This is a genomic window from Microcystis sp. 0824 (assembly GCF_003112475.1).
In the GTDB taxonomy this organism is placed as follows: Bacteria; Cyanobacteriota; Cyanobacteriia; order Cyanobacteriales; family Microcystaceae; genus Microcystis; species Microcystis aeruginosa_C.
The window spans coordinates 67,950-92,430 of sequence record NZ_BDSM01000075.1 but is presented as its reverse complement, the minus strand read 5'-3'; the positions used below and the strand labels follow the sequence as shown (position 1 = coordinate 92,430).

Genomic DNA, 24,481 nt, shown 5'->3' with positions numbered 1-24,481 from the left:
ACAATTAAGGCTGTGTTAGGAAAATACAAGCACTCTTTTTGACATTTCTTCATATCTATTCAGAAAAATTAACAAAGGATTCTTGACCCTGCAGCTAGGGTAATATTTTATCCTAAAGATAGAACTCTGCTGCAGGGGATTTTGTTGCTGACTTCCGCTGCTATTAACATTATGACCCATCAAACTCTCAAACTCGTCGGGATGAGTTGCGCTGGTTGTGCTAATTCGATCGAGCGGATAATTAAATCTATCCCCGGAGTGATTCGATGTCAAGTTAATTTTGGCATGGAACAGGTGGAGGTGGATTATGACCCCAAGCGTACCGATCTTAACACTATTCAAGCAAAAGTTAGGGATGCCGGTTTCCAGGCCACACCGATAACAGAAATTAATCTCGAATCCAGACCAGAAAAAGAACTTCTCCCTAAACTATTGATCGCTATTGTTATTAGTATCATACTTTTTATCGGTTCTTTACCGATGATGACGGGTTTATCTCTATCTTTTATTCCCCACTGGTTACACGCTCCCTTATTACAATTAATTCTCGCTACTCCCGTCCAATTTTGGTGTGGTCAAAGTTTTTACAAAAATGCTTGGAAAGCCTTTAAAAATCGCACCGCCACCATGGACACTTTAGTAGTTTTGGGAACCAGTGCCGCCTATTTTTATTCCCTGTTTTTAACCTTCGGGAGCGATTTTATCGAAAAACAGGGGTTTCCTTCCCATGTCTATTACGAAGCATCAGCTATCGTCATTACTCTGATTTTACTCGGTCGTTTCTTTGAAAAACGTGCCAGAAAAGAAACGGCCGCCGCTATTAAACAATTAATGGGATTACAGGCAAAAACTGCTAGGGTAATTAGGGAAGAACAGACGCTAGATATACCAATAGAAGAGGTGAAAGTAGGAGATATAATTTTAGTGCGTCCGGGAGAAAAAATTCCCGTCGATGGCATAATTATCCAAGGCAGTTCTAGCATTGATGAATCGATGGTGACAGGGGAAAGTTTACCCGTGCGAAAAACCGTCAATCAACAGGTAATCGGTGCGACAATTAATAAAACCGGTAGCCTACAAATGCAAGCGTTACGGGTGGGAAAAGATACGGTTTTAGCTCAGATTGTCCGATTAGTGCAAACCGCGCAAGCATCAAAAGCACCTATACAAAGATTAGTCGATCGAGTGACTGCTTATTTTGTGCCGGTGGTGATGATTATTGCCGTAATAACTTTCCTATTTTGGATTCTCCGCACGGGTAATCTCACCCTCGCTTTGATTACAATGGTGGAAGTCCTAATTATCGCTTGTCCCTGTGCGCTAGGATTAGCTACACCCACCTCGATTATGGTGGGAACAGGACAGGGAGCAAAACAGGGAATTTTAATTAAAAATGCCGAAAGTTTAGAATTAGCCCAGGGCATCACTACCATTGTCCTCGATAAAACGGGAACTCTCACCCAGGGTAAACCAACGGTGACGGACTTCTTGACTCGCGAGGGGGTGAGGGATGGACGGGAATTATCGCTGCTGCAGTTAGTCGTATCGGTGGAGAATCATTCTGAACATCCGTTAGGAGAAGCAATAGTTAGATATGGGCAGTTAAACCAGATTAAAACCCTAGAAGTAACCGAATTTGACTCAATAACTGGGGCAGGAGTGCAGGGAAAAGTCGGGTCGGATTTCGTGCAAATCGGTACACAACAATGGTTAGAACGTCAAGGAGTTGAAACAAAAGTTCTTAAAAAAGTCGCCCACGATTGGGAATGGCAGAAAAAAACCGTGGCTTGGATAGCGGTTAACGGGGGTTTAGAGGGGGTTATCGCCATTTCCGACGTTTTAAAACCTTTTTCTTCCTCAGTGGTCGCCAAGCTCAAAAAAATGGGCTTAGAGGTGATGATGATGACGGGGGACAACCTCGAAACCGCAGAGGCGATCGCCGGAGAGTTGGGTATCCGGCGCTTTTTTGCCGCACTCCGTCCCCAAGAAAAAGCCGAAAAAATCGAATATTTGCAGAAAAAAGGGAAAATTGTCGCCATGGTTGGCGATGGTATCAATGATGCGATCGCATTGGCGCAAGCGGACTTAGGTATTGCCATTGGCACGGGGACCGATGTAGCGATCGCCGCCAGCGATATAACCTTAATTTCGGGAGATTTACAGGGAATTGTGAGCGCTATTGAGTTAAGTCGGGCAACAATGCGAAATATCAAAGAAAATCTCTTTTTTGCTTTTATTTATAACTTGATTGCTATTCCCATCGCTGCCGGAGTCCTCTACCCTTTTCTGCTCAATCCGATTATTGCCGGTGCTGCCATGGCTTTAAGTTCCCTTTCCGTGGTGACGAATGCCTTGCGATTGCGTCGAGTTCATCCCAGGGTGGGGAGCAGGGAGAGGGAATTATGAATTATGAATTATGAATTGGGGAGTGGGAATTATAAATTATGAATTATGGATTAGATGAACGTAGCTTGGCTTGAAGCATGAAACCCAACGCCCGATCATGTTACGCTACCGCTAACCCATCCTACAAATAATTGTGCCTCCCTACTTATGAATTATAAATTATGAATTAGGGAGCGCCAGAGCAGGGAGCGCCGGAGCAGGGAGCAGGGGAGTACCGGAGATGGGGAGGTGGGGGGATAATTTTCGTTAACAATTCTTAAGGAAAAACCAGAAAAATTAGCTGTACGGGGGATGATACCGTAGAAAAGGCAATAGAATAATCATCCTGATATGACTGACTCCCCTGAAATACCTTATTTATTACGCGCTGCCAAAGGAGAAATCTTACCCCGTCCTCCCGTGTGGATGATGAGACAAGCAGGACGTTATATGCAGATTTATCGAGAATTGCGGGATAAATACCCCAGTTTTCGGGAAAGATCGGAAAATGCCGATTTAGCGATCGAAATCTCCCTGCAACCTTGGCGTGCTTTTCAACCGGATGGGGTGATCATGTTCTCCGATATCCTCACTCCCCTGGCGGGAATCGGTATTCCCTTTGATATTATCGAAAGTAAGGGGCCGATTATCGATTCTCCCATTCGTACTCAAGCGCAGGTGGACCAACTTAATCCCCTCGATCCCGATCAGTCTTTACCTTTTATCAAAACGATTTTAAAAACCCTGCGTCAAGAGGTGGGAAATAAATCCACTGTCCTCGGTTTTGTCGGAGCGCCTTGGACTTTAGCAGCCTACGCAGTGGAAGGGAAAGGTTCTAAAAGTTATTCTGTGATTAAAGGGATGGCTTTTTCGGAACCCTCGGTACTGCACCAATTTTTAGATAAATTAGCGGATATGATCGCCACCTATGTCCGTTATCAAATTGATTGTGGGGCGCAAGTAGTGCAAATGTTCGATTCTTGGGCGGGTCAATTAACTCCCCAAGATTACGATGTTTTTGCCTTACCCTATCAACAAAAAGTAGTTCGTTTGGTGAAAGAAACCCATCCCGATACACCCTTAATTCTCTACATTAGTGGCAGTGCTGGCGTTTTGGAAAGAATGGCTCAATCGGGGGTTGATATTGTCAGCGTCGATTGGACCGTGGATATGGCGGAAGCGAGACAGCGTTTAGGTAAATCGATGATGGTTCAAGGTAATATCGATCCGGGGGTTTTATTCGGTTCCCAGTCCTTTATTCGCGAGCGGATTCTTGATACTATTCGTAAAGCGGGTAATCAAGGTCATATTCTTAATTTAGGTCATGGTGTTTTGGTGGGAACTCCTGAAGATAACGTGCGTTTCTTCTTTGAAACTGCTAAACAAGCGGATAAATTATTAGCAGTTCACGCCTAGTATGTCGTGATCAAGGTTTAGGGAATAGGGGTTAGGAGGTAAGGAAATCGTCTCTAACACCCAACACCTAAGAGTGCATCTCATAATTGTAAATCTACTAAGTTGGGATTCTCTGATAACTTCTGTTGAAAAACTGTGCTTTCTAGGTTGTTTGTTTCCAACCCAGACTCTTGGGGGGTTCTACCCCCCAAACCCCCCGTCGGGGGACGAAGCGCCTCCCCCGAACCCCGGAGCGCATTAGTTTTTTTGTGGGATGCTTACACGCAGCTGCTGATATATTTGTAATAATTTAAGAGTCACTGACCATTACTCATTTTTGATATTTCTGCAAAGTTTAGATGCAGCTCTCCAAAATCCGAACTCTTGATTCCCTTTTTACTTTCAAACTGTCCCCTAAATTCTGCCGTATCAATTAAAATAATGAAAAAAATATTTCTAACGGGTGTGAGTGGCTGTATTGGGCATTATATCGCTGAGATTTTACTGGAAAATCCCGACTATGAATTATATTTTTTAGTGCGTAATGCCGAGAAGTTAAAATTTAGTTACGAAGGGCGATCAAATGTTCATATACTTTTAGGCGATATGGAAAATATCGAGGTATATGCCGAGCTTTTAAAAACAATAAATATAGCGGTTTTAATCGCTACCAGTTGGGGAGGAGAGGAGGAAAGTTATCAGATTAATGTGGTAAAAACCCTAGAATTAATTAGTTATTTAGATGCTCAAATCTGCAAGAAAGTCCTCTATTTTTCTACTGCCAGCATTCTCAATCAAAATAACCAACTTTTGCCAGAAGCTGGGGAAATAGGAACTAATTATATCCGCACCAAATATATTTGTTATAGCAAATTTACTGACCTAGAAATTGCCGATAAAATTATCACTTTATACCCCACTTTTGTCTTAGGTGGTGACGAAAATAAACCCTATTCTCATATCTATGGTGGTTTACCGGATGTGTTGAAATATATCGGTTTAGTGCGTTGGTTTCAAGCTGATGGCAGTTTTCATTTTATCCATGCCAAAGATATAGCTCAAGTGGTGAATTATTTAATCGAAAATCCCGCACCAGAAAGCAAAATTGTCCTAGGCAATCAACGGACAACAGCTAACCAAGCAGTGGAGGAAATCTGTACTTATTTAAACAAAAAAATCTACTTTCGCATTCCTTTATCTTTAACCATTGCTAACTTTTTTATCAAAGTTTTTAACTTGCAGATGGAAGCATGGGACCGCTTTGCCATGAATTATCGCCACTTCACCCACATTAAAACCTATACTCCTGCTGATTTTGGTTTAAAAAACTATTGTTCCACCCTCGATGATGTTTTAGCCTTGCGAGGAATTCCCCGAAAAAAACCCTAAGTAGAGGGAACGGAAAAATATCTATAATTAATTCTGTCTGGATGCTTACAGCGTTTTCCCTAAAGATGAAGTCTAACCTAATTCCGCAACTGACTTTCCAAAACGAAAACTTCCTACCTCACCATTAAGATAACTGCTATATCGGTGACTCTTAAATTAGTACAAATATATGAACAACCGCGTGTAAGCATCCCACCGAAAAACTAATGCGCTCCGGGGTTTGGGGGGTAGAACCCCCCAAAAACTTGGCTTGAGTGATAAAATCAGAAATAATGCCCAACTCTTAACGCCAAATAGACTAATCTTGAAATTGTCTAGCATGAAATTGAGCGTAACGACCATTAAGATTTAATAACTCCTCGTGATTACCCACCTCGATAATTTCACCCTTTTCTAAAACTAAAATACGGTTAGCTTTTCTGACAGTTGCTAATCGGTGAGCAATAACAAATACTGTGCGCTCCGTCATAATTCTTTCTAAAGCTTCCTGCACTAAAGCTTCCGATTCCGAATCGAGCGCCGAAGTCGCTTCATCTAAAATTAAAATTCTCGGATTAGATAAAACCGCTCGCGCGATGGCGATTCTTTGTCTTTGTCCACCCGATAAATTAACACCCCTTTCTCCCACATAGGTATAGTAACCCTGGGAAAGTTCACCGATAAATTGATGAGCGTTGGCGATTTTTGCCGCTTTTTCCACCTCTTGCAGATTAAAATCTCCCTGGCCAAAAGCGATATTTTGGGCTATAGTACCAGAAAAGAGAATATTTTCCTGTAAAACTACGCCAATTTGTCGCCGGAGACTTTTTAAAGTCACATCACGAATATCCACCCCATCGATTAAAATCTTGCCGGCAGTGGGGTCATAAAAACGCAATAAAAGATTAACTAAAGTGGTTTTTCCCGCTCCCGATGCTCCCACTAAAGCAATCATTTCGCCAGCGTGTGCAGTAAAATTAATATTTTTTAAAACCTGTCTGTCCTCATTGTAATAAAAATTTACTTGACAATATTCAACTTCTTTGCTATGGAGTGGCAGATTGATCGCATTCGGTTTTTCGGTAATTGTTGGCAGAATAGCTAACAATTCAAAAATCCGATCCATGGAGGCTTGACCCTGTTTAAATTGATTATAATTACTGGTAATATGGGCGATGGGATCGATTAACATTGCCACCGCCGCCACATAGCTAACAAAGTCAACACCAGTTAAATTCTTTTGGGAAATTTGCCAACCCGCAAGGAAGAATAAAAAGATAACTCCCATCGCTTGCAAAAATCCCACCACGACGTATTGTAAAGCTTTGGTGGATTCCGATAGGTATTGAGCGCGGCGATTTTCCTCCGCTTCTTGAGCAAAAAGCTCGGTTTGATAATCTTCAGCTGCGAAAGCTTGCACCACACGAATACCGCCAAAAACTTCGGTTAATAACGAAGAAAGGTTAGATATTTTCGCTTGGGCGCGACGAGCATATTGTAATAATTTTTCACCAAAAAATCCCACCAAAACTCCTAACAAAGGAGCGATAATAATGACAGCGATTGTCAATTGCCAGTTAACAATAAACATATAGGCAAAGACGACAATTAACTGTAAGGCTGAGGGAATAAAATCATGGAAAAATTTGTTAATTACTTCCCCAATGCGATCGATATCTTCCGTTAAACGATAGGATAAATCACCAGTTTTTGCCGTTTCAAAGTAATTTAATCCGAGGGTTTGCAGATGAGCATAAACTTTTTTTCTTAATTCTAGGGCAATTTTTAAAGAAGCTTTTGCCATCAGGGAATCTTGCCCATACTGAGACATTCCCCGCAGTAAAAAAACCACTGCCCCCACCCCCGAAAGTGTCGCCAATGCTTGCACATTTCCCTCACCGATATATCTGGCCATTTGTCCGGCTAACCAAGCTAAAATCGGCCAAAATACCGTAAATCCGATCGTACAGATGAACGCCAAAATAATTGTTTGGGTTTGGGGACGGAGATAGGGAATGAGGTTCCAATAACTAGAGCGAGATTTCAAAATAATTTATCGCCTTTAAATATGTAGGTAGGTGTTAAAAACTGTCGGCACCCCCCTTATTAAGGGGGGATTAAGGGGGGATCAAAGGCAAAATCTATCTTCTCTTCAATTATAAATACTTACTTATTAAGTATTCCTGCAAAATTAATTTGCTAGTCGAGACAGTTATCAGTTATCAGTTATCAGATTTAAGTTTTAAGTGGGCAGTATTAAATAGAAGTTTCCTACTGTCTTTTCACTGTTTACTGTTTACTGATCACTGATTACTGTTTAGACAGTCTTGCACTTTGGCCAGAGGGTTAGGGAGAGGTATAATTAACTTTGCTTAGGTACTGAAGAAAAGGAGATTAACTGACAAATTTGTTTAAGGGGTTAATCGGGGGGTAGAGACGTTTTTAGTCCACGTCCCTACGATATTTTCCAATAATACAAAGTTATTCTGGGATTAAACCGCCACAGCTTGATTAATGTAGCCTAATTCCGTCAATTTGTTCCAGACTTTGGCGACACTTTCCTCTAAAGTCTCTAAATCAGTGCGGCATTCCACTTCTGGGTTAAAAGGTGGTTCATAGGGATCATCAATTCCCGTAAAAGACTTGATTTCGCCAGCACGCGCTCTTTTATATAATCCTTTCACATCGCGATCCTCACAGACGCTTAAGGGAGCATTCACGAAAACTTCGACAAAACTGCCAATTTTTCCCCGTACTTCCTCACGAATCTCACGATAGGGAGAAATAGCTGAAACTAGGACAATCACACCGTGACGGGTGAGCAAATTAGACACAAAACCAATGCGACGGATATTTTCATCGCGATCCTCTTTACTAAATCCTAAACCTTTGGTGAGGTTCGTCCGCACTATATCGCCATCGAGAACCTCAATTGAATAACCTTCAGCGATTAATTTTGCCTGTAATGCCTCGGTAATCGTGCTTTTCCCCGCACCGCTCAATCCTGTTAACCAAACCGTCACGCCGCGCTGTTTCATAGCAATCATTAATAATAGTTAAATCCTGTTTAGCGTACCATATCTCAGTGATCAGTGATCAGTTACCAGTGATCAGATGGGAGTTTTCAGTTCACTGATTACTGATAACTGCTTACTGATAACTGAACAACCCCCAACCTGATTGAAACAAACAACCTGTCACCACGATCACTGATAATGTATGTTGAGTTGCTGTCTTTAATAAGGTAATGTTTAAGAAATTCCCCCCTCACACCCCGCTCATTCTTGGACTAGGTTCTGGGGTTGCCCTTTTTACTCTCACCAGTCTCTTTCTCTTTCACCCGAAAATTCTCCCTTGGCTCGATCGCAATAGTGCTTCGGTTCCTAGTCAAGATCCTAACCAACCCTCTGCCGTGGTTGATAGCGCTTCTTTACCACAAACCGAGCGAGATGTCAAGTTAAAAGATGTTGCTGATGCCAACGCGCCCTCTTTAGATCGTAGTCGCGCCCGCTATCTCTTGGCTATGGATTTATTGAGAAAATATGAAGGCGGTCCGGCTTTAAAACAATTAGAAGGCTTAGAAAAACAATATCCTGTCCTCGCTCCCCAGATTCTCCTCAAACAGGGACGCGCCCACGAATTAACCAATGATAGGGAAAAAGCGCAAGAAATTTGGCAAAAATTACTGGAAACCTATCCCCAATCGCCCGTAGTGGCCGAAGCTTACTACTCTTTGGGCAAATACGACCCCAGTTATCAGGAAAAATTGCTCAGGGAATACCCCCGACACCCGCGTACTTTGGCTTTAATTCGCCAACGTCTTCAAGAAAATCCCGATCAATTTCCCTTATGGTTGCAGTTAGCCAAGGCTAATCCTTTTGATCCTACCCTCAATCAAGCCCGCGATCGTTTGGTGAAAGACTACGCCGAGCAGTTAACTCCGGCGGATTGGGCAATGATTGGGGCGGGTTATTGGCAGTCGGGATTGTACGAAAAAGCCTATAAAGCCTATGCTAAAGCCACTCCTAGCCCCGAACAAGCCTATCGTTACGCCCGCGGGCTACACATTGCCAAAAAACTGCCAGAAGCTCGCAGCGCTTACCAAAAATTAATTAAAACCTATCCCCAGGCCCCAGAAACCGGTTTAGGATTACTGCGACTCGCCCAGATTTCTCCTAACCGCGATGCCATAGCATATCTTGATCGCATTGTCAAGCAATTTCCCGATCGCGCTCCGGAAGCTTTAGAAGCGAAAGCCAAATTACTGGAATCAACTAATGCCCAAGCCGCTAGTCAAACATGGCAGACTTTATTAAATAAATACCCAAAATCCGACGAAGCCGCCGATTATCGCTGGTTAATGGCCCAAAGAGCCGCTAAATCCGGTGATTACGCCAAGGCGTGGCAGTGGGCGCAGCCAATTGCGGTTAATAATCCCGATAGTCAAACTGCTCCGAAAGCGGCCTTTTGGGTGGGAAAATGGGCGCAAAAACTCGGCAAAAACCAAGAAGCAAAACAAGCTTTTACCTACACTATTTCTCGTCATCCCCATTCCTATTATGCTTGGCGCTCGGCGGTTTTATTAGGTTGGGACGTGGGGGATTTTACCACTGTCCGCTCCTATAATCCTACCACCGTCAAACCCGCCACTCGTAACGATCCCCCCGCCGGTTCGGAAGCTTTCAAGGAATTATATCGAATTGGTGAAGATACGGACGCTTGGAATCTCTTCCAAGCAGAAATTGTCGATCCTTGGAATTTAACCGTTGACGAACAATTTAACCTCGGTGTCTATAAACTCTCTCGCAATCAAAATTTAGAAGGAATTAACCTGATTTGGCGCTTGCGAGAAAGAGATACCCCGGAGGAAAGGGAAGCATGGAAAGTCCTGCGACAAAATGATAAATACTGGCACGCTTTATTCCCCTTTCCCTACTACAATACTATCCTGGAATGGTCAAAAGATAGACAATTAAATCCCCTGCTCGTGACGGCTTTAATCCGGCAAGAATCCCGCTTTGAAAAAGAAATTCGTTCTCCTGTGGGGGCAGTGGGATTAATGCAAATTATGCCCGATACCGGTAAATATATCGCGGGTAATACTGGCAATAAAAGTTATTCTTTAACTAATCCCGAAGATAACATTATGATGGGGACATGGTATCTCGACTATACCCATGGCAAATTCGCCGGAAATTCACTTTTTGCCGTGGCTAGTTATAACGCAGGACCTGGGGCAGTTTCTAAATGGAGACAGCGTTTTGATTTTAGCGATCCCGATCAATTTGTCGAGAATATTCCCTTTAGAGAAACTAAGGGTTATATAGAATCGGTGTTTGGTAATTATTGGAATTATCTCCAGATTTATAACCCCGAAATTCAAGAGCAAATGAAGAGAATTACTAACCCTTCCTAGGGGATTGATGGGGATGGGTAATTAACTCATTCCCTTACTAACTTTTTTCTTAATTATGCAATCATTTAACTGGCAAACCGTCGATCGAGATTCTCCTTTTACTCGCCTAGATTTTCGGACCAAATTAACCATGATGATCGTGGTTACTCTCATCGCTTTTACTTGGGAAAGTCCCCTCGCTGGCGGTTTTCTAACTCTTATTGTCGCTTTAGCTTGTCTCTGGGCGGGGGTAAAATGGTCTTATCTCCTCACTATTTTCAAATTCATGGCTCCTTTTTATCTATTCTTATTAATTACCATGGGATTTTTTAATGTGGAACAGGTAAAAGCTTTAACGGGAAAAACTGAATTAACTCCCTTATTAACTATCGGTTCTGCTCAAATGACTGTCGAGGGAACCCTCTACGGTTTAAATGTGATCTTTAAAACTCTCACCATGGTTTTAATTATTCCCCTCGCTATTTTTACCACTGATATAAATCAGATGATGGTGAGTTTAACTAAAGCCAGAATTCCCTACAAAATAGTCTTTATTTTTTCCTCTACCCTGCGCTTATTTCCTCTCCTAGTAGAAGAATCTCGATCGATTATTTCTGCTCAAAGATTACGGGGATTAGCAATAGAAAAAATGGGTTGGTTACAAAAAGGAAAAATTTATGCTTCCATCGCTGTACCTTTAATTTTAAACGCTATGGCTAAATCGCAAAAATTAGAGGTAGTTTTACAAGCTAAAGCTTTCTCTGGTGATCCCGATCGCACATTTTTACAGGAATCAATCTTAACCAATAAAGACTATTTATTAATTATTGGCTTTCTATTTTTATTGGTTTTGGCAATCATTCTCTATGTAAAATTCGGGGTGGGAAAATTTGCCTGGTTATTTTAAGATTAATCCCTATTGTATAGCTCGATCGATCTGGGTATATAAAGCTTCTAAATCTCCGGAATTGTCTAAAACAATATCAGCTAAGGCAATTTTTTCGGCTAAAGGCATTTGATTATTAATCCGAGCGATCGCTTGTTCTCTAGTTAAGTTATTTCTAGTCATTAAGCGTTGAATTTGTTGCTCGAAACTGCAATAAACCACCCAAATATCCGTGACTAAATGGGTTAATTTGGCTTCCAATAATAAAGGAATAGAACAAACAACTATCGGGGCTTCTAACTGCTCTAAATGCCGCTTAAAACATTCTCTAACGTAGGGATGAATCTGACTTTCTAACCAGATTTTTTCCTCGGGATTATTAAAAATAATCTCTCCTAACCGTTGGCGATTAAGGGAATTATCCTCAGTTTTAACTTTTCTGCCATAACGCGCCAAAATTCTCTCTAAAATTGCCGAACCTTTTTCCACTGCTTCCCGAGCATAAATATCCGCATCAAGGACGGGAATTTTGTAGATATTTTCTAAATAATGAGAAACCGTGGATTTACCACAAGCTATTCCCCCTGTTAACCCAATAATTCTTCTCGACATAAATTATTAAATTGCTAATCTCAATTAAGGTGCGTTACGCGCTCGCTAACACACCCTACGGTTATAAACTCTCTATCTGTTGTAAAACTCTTGCTTGTACTTGTTGATAGGCAGTTTCCACATCTCCTAAATCGCGACGAAAACGATCCTTATCGAGAATACGCGCTTGAGCATCCTCTTGGGTTTTATCCCAGAGACGACAGGTATCGGGGCTAATTTCATCACCTAGATAAATTTTGCCCGTTTTATCAACTCCAAATTCTAACTTAAAATCGACGAGAATAATCTGGCACTTATCGAAAAATTCTTGCAGATATTGATTGATTTGCAGGGCTAAATCTCGTAACTGATTGACTTGCTCCTCCCTGGCAATATCGATAACTTTTATGCGATCGGGCGTTAACAAAGGATCGCCCAAAGCATCATCCTTGAGGTAAAATTCTACAAGAGGAAAAGGTAAAACTTTCCCCTCCTTTAATCCCGTTTGCTTGCACAAACTCCCGGCGGCGATATTTCTGACTACTACTTCCAAGGGAATGATTTTAATCGCCTTGACGCGCATTTCCCTAGAACTAGGGCGATCGATATAATGGGTAGGTATTCCTAGGGATTCTAACCATTTAAATAGGGCAGTGGAGACAGTACAGTTAATTTCCCCTTTGCCAACAATTTGCCCGCGTTTTTGGGCATTAAAAGCGGTGGCATCGTCTTTGTAATAAGTGAGGAGAATATCGGGATCATCGGTTTGATAGAGAATTTTGGCCTTACCTTCATAGAGTTTTTCCATAGTTATCATCCTCGGCAATTGATAGAATAAAATCGATGGTTAATCAGATAGTGGCAGCAGTAAATTTTGGCGATCAACCTAGATAAAAATTTTAGATCATCAGGGAGATGATTGTTGAGAAAAAATAATGTATAATTGCTGCTTAAAGATAACTGCCAGCATTTTGAGACCGAGCCTTAACCTATAACCAAAAAGTGTCACGATACCAGGGTCAACTTTTGGCGAATCGGCCCAGTTTTTACTTGAATCCTCGATGATAGCCAACAATTGATATTATCTCCCATTACCATTACCGAAAAATCTAAAGAAATTCCGCAAAATTACCCGCCGTCGCCCTATGAACCAGAATCCTCCTAACGATGATAACCCGAATCTCCCCGATCGCCGCAAGGAGAATTTTCTCTATCCTCGCGCCCCCTACCATGGAGAATTTAAGCCAGAAAACTTGCTATTTAACGCCAATTTACAGGAATTTGCCCAAAAAGTCAGTTTTATTTGTAATCTGGAAACGGGGGGCAAAATCAGTTCTCTAGAAGCCTACCAAAAAATTAAAGCCCTCTGGAAAGACTTAAAACAGAGCAAAAAAGGCCTAGGCATTGGGGAAAATCCCTTTAAAAAAGATGATGATACCTAAAGGAAAAAAAGACTGGGACAGAAATATTTTCTGCCCCATAGAATGAGATGAGCAAACGCTTAAAAATTACCGTGATTTTGGATGGCAGTTTCTAATTTTGCCACCACTTCCTCAACGCTAATTACTCCTAAATCGCCCGTGGCACGGGTGCGAATACTTAAACTATTACTTTCCATTTCTTTTGCCCCCACCACTGCCATCACGGGAATTTTTGCAGTTTCAGCATTGCGAATCATTTTACCCAAACGTTCGCCACTGGTATCGGTTTCGGCGCGAATTCCTAATAGTTGCATTTTCGCTGTCACCTCTTTAGCGTAATCCAATTGACTATCACTAACCGGTAATAATCGTATCTGGACAGGGGCTAACCAAAGAGGAAAATCGCCTGCGTATTCTTCGATTAAAATACCGATTAAACGTTCCAAAGAACCAAAAGGTGCGCGATGAATCATCACCGGACGTTTACGATTACCATCTTCGGCAACGTATTCTAATTCAAAACGTTCGGGTAAATTATAATCTACCTGTACCGTTCCTAACTGCCATTCTCTTTCGAGGGCATCTTGGAAAATAAAGTCTAATTTTGGACCGTAAAAAGCCGCTTCTCCGGGGGCTTCAAAATAATCCATCCCCAAAGTTTGCACCGCTTTTCTAATCGCTGATTGTGCCTTTTCCCAAGCGTCATCGGAACCGATATACTTATCCGATTCAGGGTCACGAAAACTCAATCGCGCCTTAAAATTCTTTAATTGTAAACTCTTAAACACCGTCAAAATTAAATCAACAACGCTTAAAAATTCCCTGTCTAATTGTTCGGGAGTGACAAACAAATGGGAATCATCGACGGTAAAACCGCGAACTCTAGTTAATCCTCCCAATTCTCCCGATTGTTCGTAACGATAAACTGTGCCGAATTCTGCCAAACGCATCGGCAATTCCCGATAAGATCTCAAATCACTTTTATAGATTTGAATATGAAAAGGACAGTTCATCGGTTTGAGGACAAATCCTATTTCCTTACTAGCAGATTCCTCATCGTCCGCCATCATGGGAAACATATCTTCTTTGTACTTTTGCCAGTGACCGGAAATTTTAAACAAATCCACGCGAGCAATATGGGGAGTAACTACGGGTAAATAACCGCGTTTTAACTGTTCTTTTTTGAGAAAATCTTCTAACAAAGAACGAATTAAAGTTCCTTTGGGTGTCCATAAAGGCAACCCCGGCCCGACAGAATCAGAGAAAATAAATAAACCTAATTCTTTGCCTAATTTGCGATGGTCTCGTTTCAGTGCTTCTTCCTTACGGCGCTTGTATTCGGCTAATTGTTGGGGATTTTCCCAGGCTGTGCCGTAAATGCGCTGTAATTGGGCTTTATTCTCATCCCCGCGCCAATAAGCACCCGCTACCGTCTCTAATTCGATCGCCTTAACGTCTAGTTCACTTGTATTGCCTAGGTGCGGACCGGCGCACAAATCCCACCAAGCGTCACCAAGATGATAGAGGGTGATGGGTTCTTGAATTCCCGCCAGAATTTCCAGCTTATAGGGTTCATTAATCGCTTTAATGCGCTTTTCCGCCTCTTCCCGAGAAACTTGCTCGCGAATCACCGGCAGTTTTTTATTGATAATTTTGACCATCTCTTTTTTGATTTCCTTGAGATCCTTATCGGTAAAAGGTTCTGGCACATCAAAATCGTAGTAGAATCCAGTTTCAGTCCAAGGCCCGATAGTAACTTGGGCTTTCGGGAATAATTTCTGCACCGCCATGGCCATAACATGGGAGGTGGTGTGACGAATGCGCTTGAGGTGGTCGGATTCGCTGGTTTTCGGTAGTTTAATCGGGGCTTGGTTATCCATGTCTTTTGAATTTACACCTTCTCTATTCTCTATTTTAATGGTAAAAGGAGTCTTTAGTCAGGAAAAAAATCAAGATAGATAACAATGCCATTTCCCCTCATCTCTAACCTCTAAACCCTCATCTCTATTTCCCGATGAAAAAACTAATTTTATCCTGTTTATTTTTGGGATTGGTTGCTTGTAATCCCTCGGTTAACACCACCGATAACCAAAAACCCAAGGTAATCTCCACTAGCACAATTATCGCCGATTTAACCGCACGAGTGGGCGGTGAAGAAATTGACCATCAAGACATTTTAAAACCGGGGGATGATCCCCACGTTTATGAACCAGTTCCCGCCGATAGTGTCGCTTTAGAAAAAGCCGATTTAATTCTCTATAACGGTTATAATCTCGAACCGGGGTTAATTAAAATGATCAATTCTACGGGGATTAAGGCGAAAAAAGTGGCCGTGGGAGAAGCAATCAAGCCTTTACAACTGGCAAAAGAGGGGCAGAAAGTCCCCGATCCCCACGTTTGGGGTTCGGCGAAAAATGGGATAATCATGGTGGAAAAAATCCGAGATCAATTGATTGAATTAAGTCCCGAAGATAAAGAGATTTTTACTGCAAATGCCGCCCAATTAATCGCAGAATTAGAAAATCTTGATCGCTGGATTACTGCGGCTATTGAAACTATCCCCCCTTCCCAAAGGCAATTAGTCACCACTCATGACGCTTTTCAGTATTATGCTCATGCCTACGGTTTAAAAGTTGCGGGAACTTTAATTGGCATTAGTACCGAAGAACAACCTAGCGCCCAAACATTGAAAAATCTAGCCGATGCTATTAAAAATCTTCAGGTTGCTGCTATCTTTGCCGAGACCACTATTAATCCCGCTTTAATTACCACTGTAGCCGAAGAAGCGGGGGTGAAATTAGCACCACAACAATTATATTCTGATTCGATCGGCGCAGTGGGTACTGGAGGGGATAGTTATGTAAAAATGCTGAAAGAAAATACTCGATTGATCGTGGAATCTTTAGGAGGAAAAGTACCCCAAGAAGGTCAATAGACCTCTTGTAAAAATCAAAAATTGTCATTAAAGTCAGGAGTCAGGAAGGCAGAAATACCGACAATCAGCAATTATCGGTGACTTTTAGATGATGACAAATGGATCAGCAGCTGCCTGTAAGCATCCCACCGAAAAGCTAATGCGCGGGGGGTTTGGGGGCGGCGCCACGCCCCCAACGGGGGGTTTGGGGGGTAGAACCCCCCAAAAGCTTGGATTGAGGGAAAAAATCGAAAGTAACGCCCGACTTTAGCAGAGAGTTTCCCCTTAAAAATCTCAACTTAGTAGATTTACAAAGCGGGGTTTATTTCCCAAATCCTTTACCGCGATTGACAGCAGGTAAACTGAGACAATTGTTAATCTGTTCTTTTAGGGTTTCATGATCGAGATTTTGACCGATAAGAACTAGCTGATTTTTCGGACTACCTTTCCATTCGTCATCTTCGAGGGTAAAACGTTTACCACTAAGGTGGAAAATATGACGTTTAGGACTTTCATCAAACCAGAGAATACCCTTAGCGCGGAAAACGCTTTCTGGTAACTGATTATCGAGGAAATATTGGAACTTCCGAATCGAAAAAGGTTGGTCACTAGCAAAGGAAATAGAAGTAAATCCATCCACCTCTAAATGATTGGAATGGTCGTGATGATCATGATCGTGATCATGGTCGTGATCATGATCGCAATGGTCGTGATCGTGGTCGTGGTGATCATGGTCGTGGTGTTCTTCTTCTGTGTCGAAATATTTATCCGATTCAAATAGTCCGACGCTGAGAATTAAGGGTAAAGGGACTTGACTTTTGCTAGTACGAAGAATTCTCGCTCCTTCCTTCATGTCCCGGATTCTTATTTCTAAAGAATCCACATCCCCTTCATCCACTAGATCGGTTTTATTGAGAACAATAATATCACCGTAGGTGATTTGACTTAAGGCCGCTTGCGAGTTGAATAAATCGAGACTAAAATTGGCACAATCCACCATAGTGACAATGGAATCTAAACGGGTCATTTCCCGTAATTCCGTCCCCAAAAAGGTTAAAGCTACCGGTAAAGGATCGGCTAATCCCGTGGTTTCTACGACTAAATAATCGATTTTTTCGGGACGTTCGAGAACTTTATAAACTGCTTGAATTAAATCCTCGTTAATCGTGCAGCAAATACAGCCATTATTTAATTCTACCATGCTGTCATCACTGCTGATAATCAGTTCATTATCGATACCGATTTCACCGAATTCATTGACAAGAACAGCAGTTTTTAATCCCTGTTGATTGCTGAGAATATGATTGAGGAGGGTAGTCTTACCACTACCAAGAAACCCAGTAATAATTGTTACTGGTAGCCCTTTTTTTGGCACTGACATCGTGTTAATAGTTTGTGATTCGACGGTTTGCATAATGATTTGGGGGTGAGTATTCTGTCACTAAAAAGCGATTTTTCGGGATGAGATGGCTAGTTTTTCTCGATCGAACAGTCTCCACTCGATCGCCGACTATTTTTATTGTAGATATTTTTGGACCACATCCCATCCTGTTAGGGTAACAAAAAGAAAACCAAGAAACAATAAAAGATTAGTGCCGATGTGGAGAGACCGCGCTAGAGGTGGACGAGTGGTAATGTTCAGGCCGGTAATTGCCGAAACAAAAACCAGAAAAACCACCGATAAACCCGCTATCAGGTGGGAAGAGTGGCCTAAACTGCCATAATGACCGATTGTTCCCACTAATCCGATTCCCAGCAGAATTAAGACCAAAGCAACCATGATCAGGCCGCTGAGGAGATGAAAGGATCTTAACCATTGTGGTCGAGATTGGCCCGCGAGTCGTCGATAACCCATGTTTACCCCCGAAACCGCTAGTAAAAAATAGGCAAAGAGGGCAAATCCCATCGACCAAGCGGCAATTTTCCATAACCAGAGAAAGGAGGGGAGATTCATAGGGGTGGGATTATTGTTAGCAAGGAAAGGGACGACCGATCGTGTTAATTTAAGTTTACCGGACAAAAATCAGCAAGTTAGGGCTAATATGTCTCATCTCACCATCGACACGGAAAATAATCAGCGTCAACCCTTTGAATTACCGGGGGCTAAACCCCATTATAACCCCGATCGACCCGGACAAGTTAATCATATTTTTCTCGATTTAATTATTGATATTCCCCGACAAAGTTTTCAGGGCAGCTGTCAGATTACCCTCACCCCCATTCGTCAGGGAATTAGCAGTTTAACTCTGGATGCGGTGAATCTAAATATTAATTCTGTGTTCATTGAAGGTATCAGTCAACCCTTTGACTATGATCGTTCTCTCCTGACCATTCATCTGTTACAACCCACCACCGATAAACCGATTATCCTGACGATTAACTATCAGGTTAAGCAACCACAGCGGGGATTATATTTTATCGGACCTGATGAATATTATCCCGATAAACCGATTCAAGTTTGGACCCAGGGAGAAGATGAAGATTCTCGCTTTTGGTTTCCCTGTTTTGATTACCCCGGTCAATTAACTACCTCCGAAATTCGGGTTAAAATTCCCCAACCCTATATCGCTATTTCTAACGGGGAATTAATCTCGGTGGCAACCGTTGGTGAAGACAGAATTTATCACTGGTCACAAAAGCAAATTCATCCTACCTATTTAATGACTCTTGCGGTGGGAGATTTTGCCGAATTATGCGACTCATGGAATGGTGTTCCCGTTACTTATTATGTGGAAAAAGGACGGGAAGAAGAGGGACAAAGAAGTATGGGTAAAACTCCCCGCATGATCGAGTTTTTTAGCCAAAAGTTTGGTTATCCCTATCCCTATCCTAAATACGCGCAAGTTTGTGTAGATGATTTTATCTTTGGTGGGATGGAAAATACTTCCACCACAATTTTAACCGATCGCTGTTTAATTGATCAAAGAGCCAGCATTGATCATACTTGGACAGAAAGCTTAGTTGCCCATGAATTAGCTCATCAATGGTTCGGTGATTTAGTGGTGATTAAACACTGGTCTCACGCTTGGATTAAAGAGGGAATGGCTTCCTATTCTGAGGTTTTATGGACAGAATCGGAATACGGAAAAGCAGCTGCTAGTTATTATTTATTAGGGGAAGCAAGAAGTTATTTAGAAGAAGATACTTCCCGCTATCGTCGTCCGATTGTTACTCATGTTTATCGAGAAGCTATCGAACTTTATGATCGTCATCTCTACGAAAAAGGTGCTTGTGTTTATCACATGATCCGCTCTATTTTAGGGGAAGATTTATTCGCAAAAGCGATTCATACTTTTGTCCGGGATAATGCCCATAAAACCGTGGAAACCGTGGACTTATTACGGGCGATCGAAAAAGCGACCGGCTACAATTTATTATTCCTCTTTGATCAGTACGTTTATCGCGGTGGTCATCCCGATTATAAGGTGGCCTACAGTTGGGACAATCAGAATAATTTAGCCCAATTAACTGTCACCCAAACCCAGGATGAAAAAGAACTATTCGACTTGAAAATTCCCGTCGCTTTTGCCTATCTCAACTCTGAAGATCTTACCTACAATCTGCGAATTCACCAAAAAGAACAAAGTTTCTATTTTCCCCTAGCACAAAAGCCCGATTTTGTCAAGTTTGATCGGGGTAATAATTTCCTCAAAACCGTCACTCTTGAGTATCCCATCGGCGAATTAAAAGCGCAATTACAACAGGATCCTGATCCGATTTCCCGTATCTATGCAGCCATAGCCATTGCTAAAAAAGGCGGTTTAGAAGCGATCGAAGCTTTAGGGACATCCCTAGAAAATGAGCCTTTTTGGGGGGTGCGTGTGGAGGTGGTCAAACAGTTAGCAACTCTTCGGTTAGATCAGGCGGTTACTGCTTTAATTAAAGGTTTAAACGATGAAAAAGCACAAGTACGTCGGGCAGTGGTCGAGGGATTAAGTGAAATTAAAACCTTAGATAGTTATAACGCGCTTAAATCCCTATTAGAAACTGGAGATGCTAGTTATTATGTGGAAGCGGCCACGGCGCGAGGATTAGGCTCCATGGCCGTGGGACAATTGCAAAATAAAGAAGGGGAAATTATTGACCTGCTCAATCATATTTTACAGTTAAGAAAGGGGTGGAATGAGGTAGTAAGAGCGGGCGCAATTGGCGGTTTAAGCCAGTTAAAAACCTCGCCGGCGGCTTTAGAGTCAATTTTGACCTACACGGCTTTAGGCACGCCTCAACCCCTGAGATTAGCAGCTATCCGCGCCCTGGGAGCGATTTCTTCGGGACAAACCACCGACAAATTAACCGTAATTTTGGAACGTTTAGAAACTATTGCCAAGGAAACTTTTTTCTTGACGCAGGTGGCAGTGTGTAACGCTTTAGGACAGATAGAAAATGCCAAAGCTATCGCTATTTTACAAGCTTTGAGCGATCGAACTCCCGATGGTCGCGTGCGTCGTGTAGCGGAGGAAGCAGTACAAAAAGTCCAGAAAAAATTAGGTTCCGACAAAGCAATTCAGGAAATTCGCGAGGAATTAGAAAAAATGAAACAGGAAAATCAGGAACTTAAAAGTCGTTTGACCAAATTAGAGGCGAAAAATAGTTAGTTAACCTGAGTGATCAGTTATCAGTCAATATCAATACTTATCAGTCAGTGCAACAGAAAGCTGGTTTCTGGTAAATATCTAAATTAAAGCTCAGATTTTTTGTTAAGAAACCCGCTTTCTCCGAGCTTGTTGAGTGAGAACAGAGTAGCTCGATCGATACATCTGAACAACAAAAAAGCCCCCCTTTCGAGGATGCTCTTTTATCTAATGATTTAGACGCTAACTGATTGAAATGCTAAAAATAGGTAATTTATGTACTTTCCCATCAAAGTCAGGTTAGATTATGACCGTTTCTTAATTAAAAAACCCACCAAAGAAAACAGTCCTAACCCTAATATAGAACTAGGCTCCGGTACAGATGGATTATTTTGCGGATTTAAACGAGCGAGCCAACCTTCACTAACACCACTGGGGTTAATTCCACTACCCACAATTGTTAACCCATCAGCAGAAATTGCGGTAGCATACTTTAAAGTCCAACCCGCTAAATTTAAACCATAATCATTAGTTAAAACCTCTTTTAGGCTCCGCATCCCTTGGCTACTATTCCAGATAATTGCCTCATCACCAATAGCACTTTTGCCAGAACCAACAATAACAGATCCATCTGCTGATACTCCATAAGCCCTGCTCAAGAAACTGCCCCCAGACAAGTCCCCCAGTCCTACCATCCCCGTCCCTTGTGTCCAACGGAATGCTTCAGTACCATTAGCACTATTGCCCCAACCGACAACAACAGACCCATCTGCTGATACTCCATTAGCTACCCTAGAGAAAACACCCCCAGATAAGTCTCCTAGTCCTATCATGCTCCCTCGCCGCCAACGGAATGCCTCAAAACCATTAGCACTATTGCCATAACCAACAATAACAGACCCATCTGCTGATACTCCATTAGCTTCGCTTTGGAAAACACCCCCAGATAAGTCTCCTAGTCCCGACATCCCCGTCCCTTGCCAACGGAATGCCTCTTGACCATTAGCGCTAAAGCTTCGACCAACAATAACAGACCCATCTGCTGATACTGCTAAAGCACTGCTACTGGTAATACCCCCAGATAAGTCTCCTAGTCCAACCATCCCCGTCCCTTGTGTCCAACGGAATGCTTCAGTACCATTAGCACTTTTGCCAGAACCAACAATAACAGATCCATCTGCTGATACTCCATAAGCTACGCTGTTGAAACTCCCCCCAGATAAGTCTCCCAGTCCCACCATCCCCGTTGCTTGTGTCCAACGGAATGCTTCAGAACCATTAGCACTCTGGCTGACACCAACAACAACAGACCCATTTGCTGATACTCCATAAGCTTGGCTATTGAAAATACCTCCCGGTAAGTCCCCTAACCCCTGAAAAGAGGCGGCTTGTGCCGGAACAGCCACCCCGATCGCACCCAATCCGATCCCTAAGCTGATACAATTAGCTAGTATCTTGTTCATAACTTGATAAGAGTCCAAAAAACTAAGTGATTCTTACAATCTAGATGTTCACTTTGGTTTTGTCTGTGGGAATTTGTGGCCATTTTGGATTTTCTGATACAATAATTTTTGTGGGATAAAGTGGGATTTAGTGACAAAAAGGAGGGCAAGGATCATAAAAAAGGCTAAATTTGATTTTTAGGTTCGATCCCCCCTAGCCCCCCTTGAAAAGGGGGGAACCAGACTCAAAGTCTCCCTTTTTAAGGAGGGAAACAGACTCAAAGTCCCCCTTTTTAAGGAGGGAAACAGACTCAAAGTCGCCCTTTTTAAGGAGGGAAACAGACTCAAAGTCCCCCTTTTTAAGGGGGATTTAGGGGGATCGAACTAGCGAAGCTTATAACTAGCAACTTCGGTTAATTTAAATGCGGAACAAATTACTAAATTAAGAGGTTAATCAGTCAAAAAAAGGCAAGAAATGGAAGAATTATTAGAGTTAAAAAATCTATTACTAGCTGGCAATGTTCCCGATGCCTTAATCTTGGTAGAGGAAATGACAGAAATGAGCAAAGATGATAAGCTCAATAAGATTTTTATCTTTAGTATTATTGTCCTATTACATCTGATTAAACAGCAAGCAGAAAAACGCAGTACACGCTCATGGGAAACCTCTATTTCTAATTCTGTTCGACAGATTCAACGCATTAATCAACGACGTAAAACTGGAGGAAATTATCTAACACCAGAAGAATTAAAAGAAACCTTAGATGATGCTTATTCTTCGGCTTTAAGACAAGCATCATTAGAAGCTTTTGAGGGTATATATAAACCCGAAGAAATTGAGGCTATGATCGATAAAAATAAAATTATTAATCAAGCATTGGCATTAATATTAATCGATTAAGTAACAGGTGACAGTCGGAAACAAATCAGGAGGTTTAAATGTCAGAAACAGTCGCTTAAAGATTAGCAGCCTATTGAAAAACCTTAACGGAGGAAAATTAATGATTAACTTAGAACAAATTCAACAAGATATTAACCAATTACCTGAAGAAGCACAAAACTTACTGATTGATTTTATTGAGTTATTAAAAAAACGCTATTCTTTAGCAAAAAAGCCAGAGATTGCAGCAAAAATAAACCCTGAAGCTCAAAGTACCCTAGACATTTTAAAAGAATCTGGATTAATCGGTTGTATTAGTGCAGAATCAGACCTTTCTACTAATTATAAATCCGTTCTCAAAGAAGGATTAAAAGCTAAATATGATCATCGTTGATACTGGGTTCTGGGTGGCTTTATTTAACAATAAAGATCAATATCATCTAATAGCACAGCAAACCTTAGCACAGTATTCTTCTCAACCCCTAATTACAACTTGGTGTGTTTTAACAGAAAGTTGTCATCTTCTTTTACAACGTTCTCCAAATCTCTATACAGGAGTTGAAAAACAAATAAAATTAATGAACGTATTTGAGAGACATCCCCAAAAATTTCTATTATTTCACCTTGAAAATACTCATCTAGAAAGAATTCAAGACCTTATGAAACAATATCAAAGTCTGCCAATGGACTTAGCCGATGCCTCCCTAGTTATCTTAGCAGAAGAGTTAGGAAATGGACGTATCTTATCAATTGATAATCGAGATTTTAATACCTATCGCTGGAAAAATAAAAAACCCTTTATTAATCTTTTCCCAAATTTCTAGTTAATCAGTAGTCCGTAGAGTGTAGGGTGCGTTAGGCGGCTATCAATTTAGTCAAAAAACCAAAATTAATAATTCGCCGTAACGCACCACCTCTATTATTAAATTGGTGCGTTACGCTATTGAAGAGCGCACCCTACGAGTCCGTAGAGTGTAGGGTGCGTTAGGCGGCTATCAATTTAGTCAAAAAACCAAAATTAATAATTCGCCGTAACGCACCACCTCTATTATTAAATTGGTGCGTTACGCTATTGAAGAGCGCACCCTACGAGTAATATCACTACAAGCTTTACTGTCTAAGGCGGATTTGCTATGACAGTTTGCCCTTCCCGACTTTATGGGGTACAATGTTCGTAGGCGATACATTGATCTCTTGCAAGAGGGAAGTAAAATGATTATTAGTCTGATAAAA

At 41.7% G+C, this 24,481-nt stretch carries 19 protein-coding genes; 11 read left to right on the top strand and 8 right to left on the bottom strand.

Features of this window, described 5'->3' with window-relative positions; genetic code table 11:
- Nucleotides 1–171: 171 nt before the first annotated feature.
- The 3 genes from N0824_RS20345 (at nt 172) to N0824_RS20335 (ending at nt 5,169) form a co-directional block, all read left to right on the top strand.
- The gene (locus tag N0824_RS20345) at nt 172–2,406 is read left to right on the top strand and encodes a heavy metal translocating P-type ATPase (RefSeq protein WP_108938053.1); all 2,235 of its coding nucleotides are present in this window, start codon (nt 172–174) and stop codon (nt 2,404–2,406) included.
- 330 nt (nt 2,407–2,736) lie between these two features.
- Nucleotides 2,737–3,801: a uroporphyrinogen decarboxylase gene (gene hemE / locus N0824_RS20340; RefSeq protein ID WP_046660879.1), complete on the top strand. Its 1,065-nt coding sequence runs from the start codon at nt 2,737–2,739 to the stop codon at nt 3,799–3,801.
- 420 nt (nt 3,802–4,221) lie between these two features.
- Nucleotides 4,222–5,169: an NAD(P)-dependent oxidoreductase gene (locus N0824_RS20335; protein WP_108938052.1), complete on the top strand. Its 948-nt coding sequence runs from the start codon at nt 4,222–4,224 to the stop codon at nt 5,167–5,169.
- 298 nt (nt 5,170–5,467) lie between these two features.
- Here N0824_RS20335 and N0824_RS20330 read toward each other — a convergent pair whose 3' ends face one another.
- Nucleotides 5,468–7,195 carry an ABC transporter ATP-binding protein gene (locus N0824_RS20330; protein ID WP_108938051.1) on the bottom strand — a complete coding sequence of 576 codons (1,728 nt, stop codon included), beginning with the start codon at nt 7,193–7,195 and terminating at the stop codon, nt 5,468–5,470.
- A gap of 445 nt (nt 7,196–7,640) precedes the next feature.
- Nucleotides 7,641–8,186, bottom strand: a complete 546-nt coding sequence (gene cysC, locus N0824_RS20325; RefSeq protein WP_108938070.1) for an adenylyl-sulfate kinase — start codon at nt 8,184–8,186, stop codon at nt 7,641–7,643.
- 209 nt (nt 8,187–8,395) lie between these two features.
- Between cysC and N0824_RS20320 the strand changes: the two genes are divergently transcribed.
- Entirely contained in the window at nt 8,396–10,564 is a 2,169-nt protein-coding gene (locus tag N0824_RS20320) for a transglycosylase SLT domain-containing protein (protein ID WP_108938050.1), read from the top strand.
- Nucleotides 10,565–10,619: 55 nt separating this feature from the next.
- Nucleotides 10,620–11,450 carry an energy-coupling factor transporter transmembrane protein EcfT gene (locus N0824_RS20315; protein WP_108938049.1) on the top strand — a complete coding sequence of 277 codons (831 nt, stop codon included), beginning with the start codon at nt 10,620–10,622 and terminating at the stop codon, nt 11,448–11,450.
- Between the two features lie 9 nt (nt 11,451–11,459).
- Here N0824_RS20315 and coaE read toward each other — a convergent pair whose 3' ends face one another.
- Both coaE and purC read right to left on the bottom strand, forming a co-directional pair.
- Entirely contained in the window at nt 11,460–12,041 is a 582-nt protein-coding gene (gene coaE / locus N0824_RS20310; RefSeq protein ID WP_108938048.1) for a dephospho-CoA kinase, read from the bottom strand.
- 61 nt (nt 12,042–12,102) lie between these two features.
- Nucleotides 12,103–12,828, bottom strand: a complete 726-nt coding sequence (gene purC, locus N0824_RS20305; RefSeq protein WP_108938069.1) for a phosphoribosylaminoimidazolesuccinocarboxamide synthase — start codon at nt 12,826–12,828, stop codon at nt 12,103–12,105.
- A 337-nt stretch (nt 12,829–13,165) separates the two neighbouring features.
- Here purC and N0824_RS20300 point away from each other — a divergent pair, with 337 nt between their 5' ends.
- Nucleotides 13,166–13,462 carry a hypothetical protein gene (locus N0824_RS20300; protein ID WP_108938047.1) on the top strand — a complete coding sequence of 99 codons (297 nt, stop codon included), beginning with the start codon at nt 13,166–13,168 and terminating at the stop codon, nt 13,460–13,462.
- A 59-nt stretch (nt 13,463–13,521) separates the two neighbouring features.
- On the opposite strand, the gene thrS is transcribed toward N0824_RS20300, so the two are convergent.
- Nucleotides 13,522–15,321, bottom strand: a complete 1,800-nt coding sequence (gene thrS, locus N0824_RS20295; protein ID WP_108938046.1) for a threonine--tRNA ligase — start codon at nt 15,319–15,321, stop codon at nt 13,522–13,524.
- A gap of 134 nt (nt 15,322–15,455) precedes the next feature.
- On the opposite strand from thrS, the gene N0824_RS20290 reads away from it, so the two are divergent.
- Nucleotides 15,456–16,376 (top strand): metal ABC transporter solute-binding protein, Zn/Mn family, encoded by a 921-nt coding sequence (locus N0824_RS20290; protein WP_108938045.1) that lies wholly within the window; start codon nt 15,456–15,458, stop codon nt 16,374–16,376.
- A gap of 301 nt (nt 16,377–16,677) precedes the next feature.
- Here N0824_RS20290 and N0824_RS20285 read toward each other — a convergent pair whose 3' ends face one another.
- Both N0824_RS20285 and N0824_RS20280 read right to left on the bottom strand, forming a co-directional pair.
- On the bottom strand, nt 16,678–17,769 hold the full coding sequence (locus N0824_RS20285) for a GTP-binding protein (RefSeq protein ID WP_108938044.1): 1,092 nt from the start codon (nt 17,767–17,769) through the stop codon (nt 16,678–16,680).
- Between the two features lie 102 nt (nt 17,770–17,871).
- On the bottom strand, nt 17,872–18,309 hold the full coding sequence (locus tag N0824_RS20280) for a DUF4079 domain-containing protein (protein WP_108938043.1): 438 nt from the start codon (nt 18,307–18,309) through the stop codon (nt 17,872–17,874).
- 4 nt (nt 18,310–18,313) lie between these two features.
- On the opposite strand from N0824_RS20280, the gene N0824_RS20275 reads away from it, so the two are divergent.
- A complete protein-coding gene (locus N0824_RS20275; RefSeq protein ID WP_108938042.1) occupies nt 18,314–20,950 on the top strand; it encodes a M1 family metallopeptidase in 2,637 nt (878 codons plus the stop codon).
- A 281-nt stretch (nt 20,951–21,231) separates the two neighbouring features.
- Here the strand turns inward: N0824_RS20275 and N0824_RS20270 are convergent, their stop codons facing one another.
- Nucleotides 21,232–22,389: an HAF repeat-containing PEP-CTERM protein gene (locus N0824_RS20270; RefSeq protein ID WP_108938041.1), complete on the bottom strand. Its 1,158-nt coding sequence runs from the start codon at nt 22,387–22,389 to the stop codon at nt 21,232–21,234.
- Between the two features lie 454 nt (nt 22,390–22,843).
- Here N0824_RS20270 and N0824_RS20265 point away from each other — a divergent pair, with 454 nt between their 5' ends.
- From N0824_RS20265 to N0824_RS20255, 3 genes are all read left to right on the top strand, one after another.
- A complete protein-coding gene (locus N0824_RS20265; RefSeq protein WP_108938040.1) occupies nt 22,844–23,269 on the top strand; it encodes a DUF29 family protein in 426 nt (141 codons plus the stop codon).
- Nucleotides 23,270–23,369: 100 nt separating this feature from the next.
- Nucleotides 23,370–23,642: a hypothetical protein gene (locus N0824_RS20260; protein WP_002761103.1), complete on the top strand. Its 273-nt coding sequence runs from the start codon at nt 23,370–23,372 to the stop codon at nt 23,640–23,642.
- Entirely contained in the window at nt 23,629–24,072 is a 444-nt protein-coding gene (locus N0824_RS20255) for a type II toxin-antitoxin system VapC family toxin (RefSeq protein ID WP_002761104.1), read from the top strand. The genes N0824_RS20260 and N0824_RS20255 overlap by 14 nt, the downstream gene beginning before the upstream one ends.
- Nucleotides 24,073–24,481: the final 409 nt, after the last annotated feature.

Excerpts from the sequence above, each read along its gene's own strand:
- N0824_RS20345 (WP_108938053.1), top strand. The coding sequence starts at position 172 with ATGACCCATCAAACTCTCAAACTCGTCGGGATGAGTTGCGCTGGTTGT.
- hemE (WP_046660879.1), top strand. The coding sequence starts at position 2,737 with ATGACTGACTCCCCTGAAATACCTTATTTATTACGCGCTGCCAAAGGA.
- N0824_RS20335 (WP_108938052.1), top strand. The coding sequence starts at position 4,222 with ATGAAAAAAATATTTCTAACGGGTGTGAGTGGCTGTATTGGGCATTAT.
- cysC (WP_108938070.1), bottom strand. The coding sequence starts at position 8,186 with ATGAAACAGCGCGGCGTGACGGTTTGGTTAACAGGATTGAGCGGTGCG.
- N0824_RS20320 (WP_108938050.1), top strand. The coding sequence starts at position 8,396 with ATGTTTAAGAAATTCCCCCCTCACACCCCGCTCATTCTTGGACTAGGT.
- N0824_RS20315 (WP_108938049.1), top strand. The coding sequence starts at position 10,620 with ATGCAATCATTTAACTGGCAAACCGTCGATCGAGATTCTCCTTTTACT.
- coaE (WP_108938048.1), bottom strand. The coding sequence starts at position 12,041 with ATGTCGAGAAGAATTATTGGGTTAACAGGGGGAATAGCTTGTGGTAAA.
- purC (WP_108938069.1), bottom strand. The coding sequence starts at position 12,828 with ATGGAAAAACTCTATGAAGGTAAGGCCAAAATTCTCTATCAAACCGAT.
- N0824_RS20300 (WP_108938047.1), top strand. The coding sequence starts at position 13,166 with ATGAACCAGAATCCTCCTAACGATGATAACCCGAATCTCCCCGATCGC.
- thrS (WP_108938046.1), bottom strand. The coding sequence starts at position 15,321 with ATGGATAACCAAGCCCCGATTAAACTACCGAAAACCAGCGAATCCGAC.
- N0824_RS20290 (WP_108938045.1), top strand. The coding sequence starts at position 15,456 with ATGAAAAAACTAATTTTATCCTGTTTATTTTTGGGATTGGTTGCTTGT.
- N0824_RS20285 (WP_108938044.1), bottom strand. The coding sequence starts at position 17,769 with ATGCAAACCGTCGAATCACAAACTATTAACACGATGTCAGTGCCAAAA.
- N0824_RS20280 (WP_108938043.1), bottom strand. The coding sequence starts at position 18,309 with ATGAATCTCCCCTCCTTTCTCTGGTTATGGAAAATTGCCGCTTGGTCG.
- N0824_RS20270 (WP_108938041.1), bottom strand. The coding sequence starts at position 22,389 with ATGAACAAGATACTAGCTAATTGTATCAGCTTAGGGATCGGATTGGGT.
- N0824_RS20265 (WP_108938040.1), top strand. The coding sequence starts at position 22,844 with ATGGAAGAATTATTAGAGTTAAAAAATCTATTACTAGCTGGCAATGTT.
- N0824_RS20260 (WP_002761103.1), top strand. The coding sequence starts at position 23,370 with ATGATTAACTTAGAACAAATTCAACAAGATATTAACCAATTACCTGAA.
- N0824_RS20255 (WP_002761104.1), top strand. The coding sequence starts at position 23,629 with ATGATCATCGTTGATACTGGGTTCTGGGTGGCTTTATTTAACAATAAA.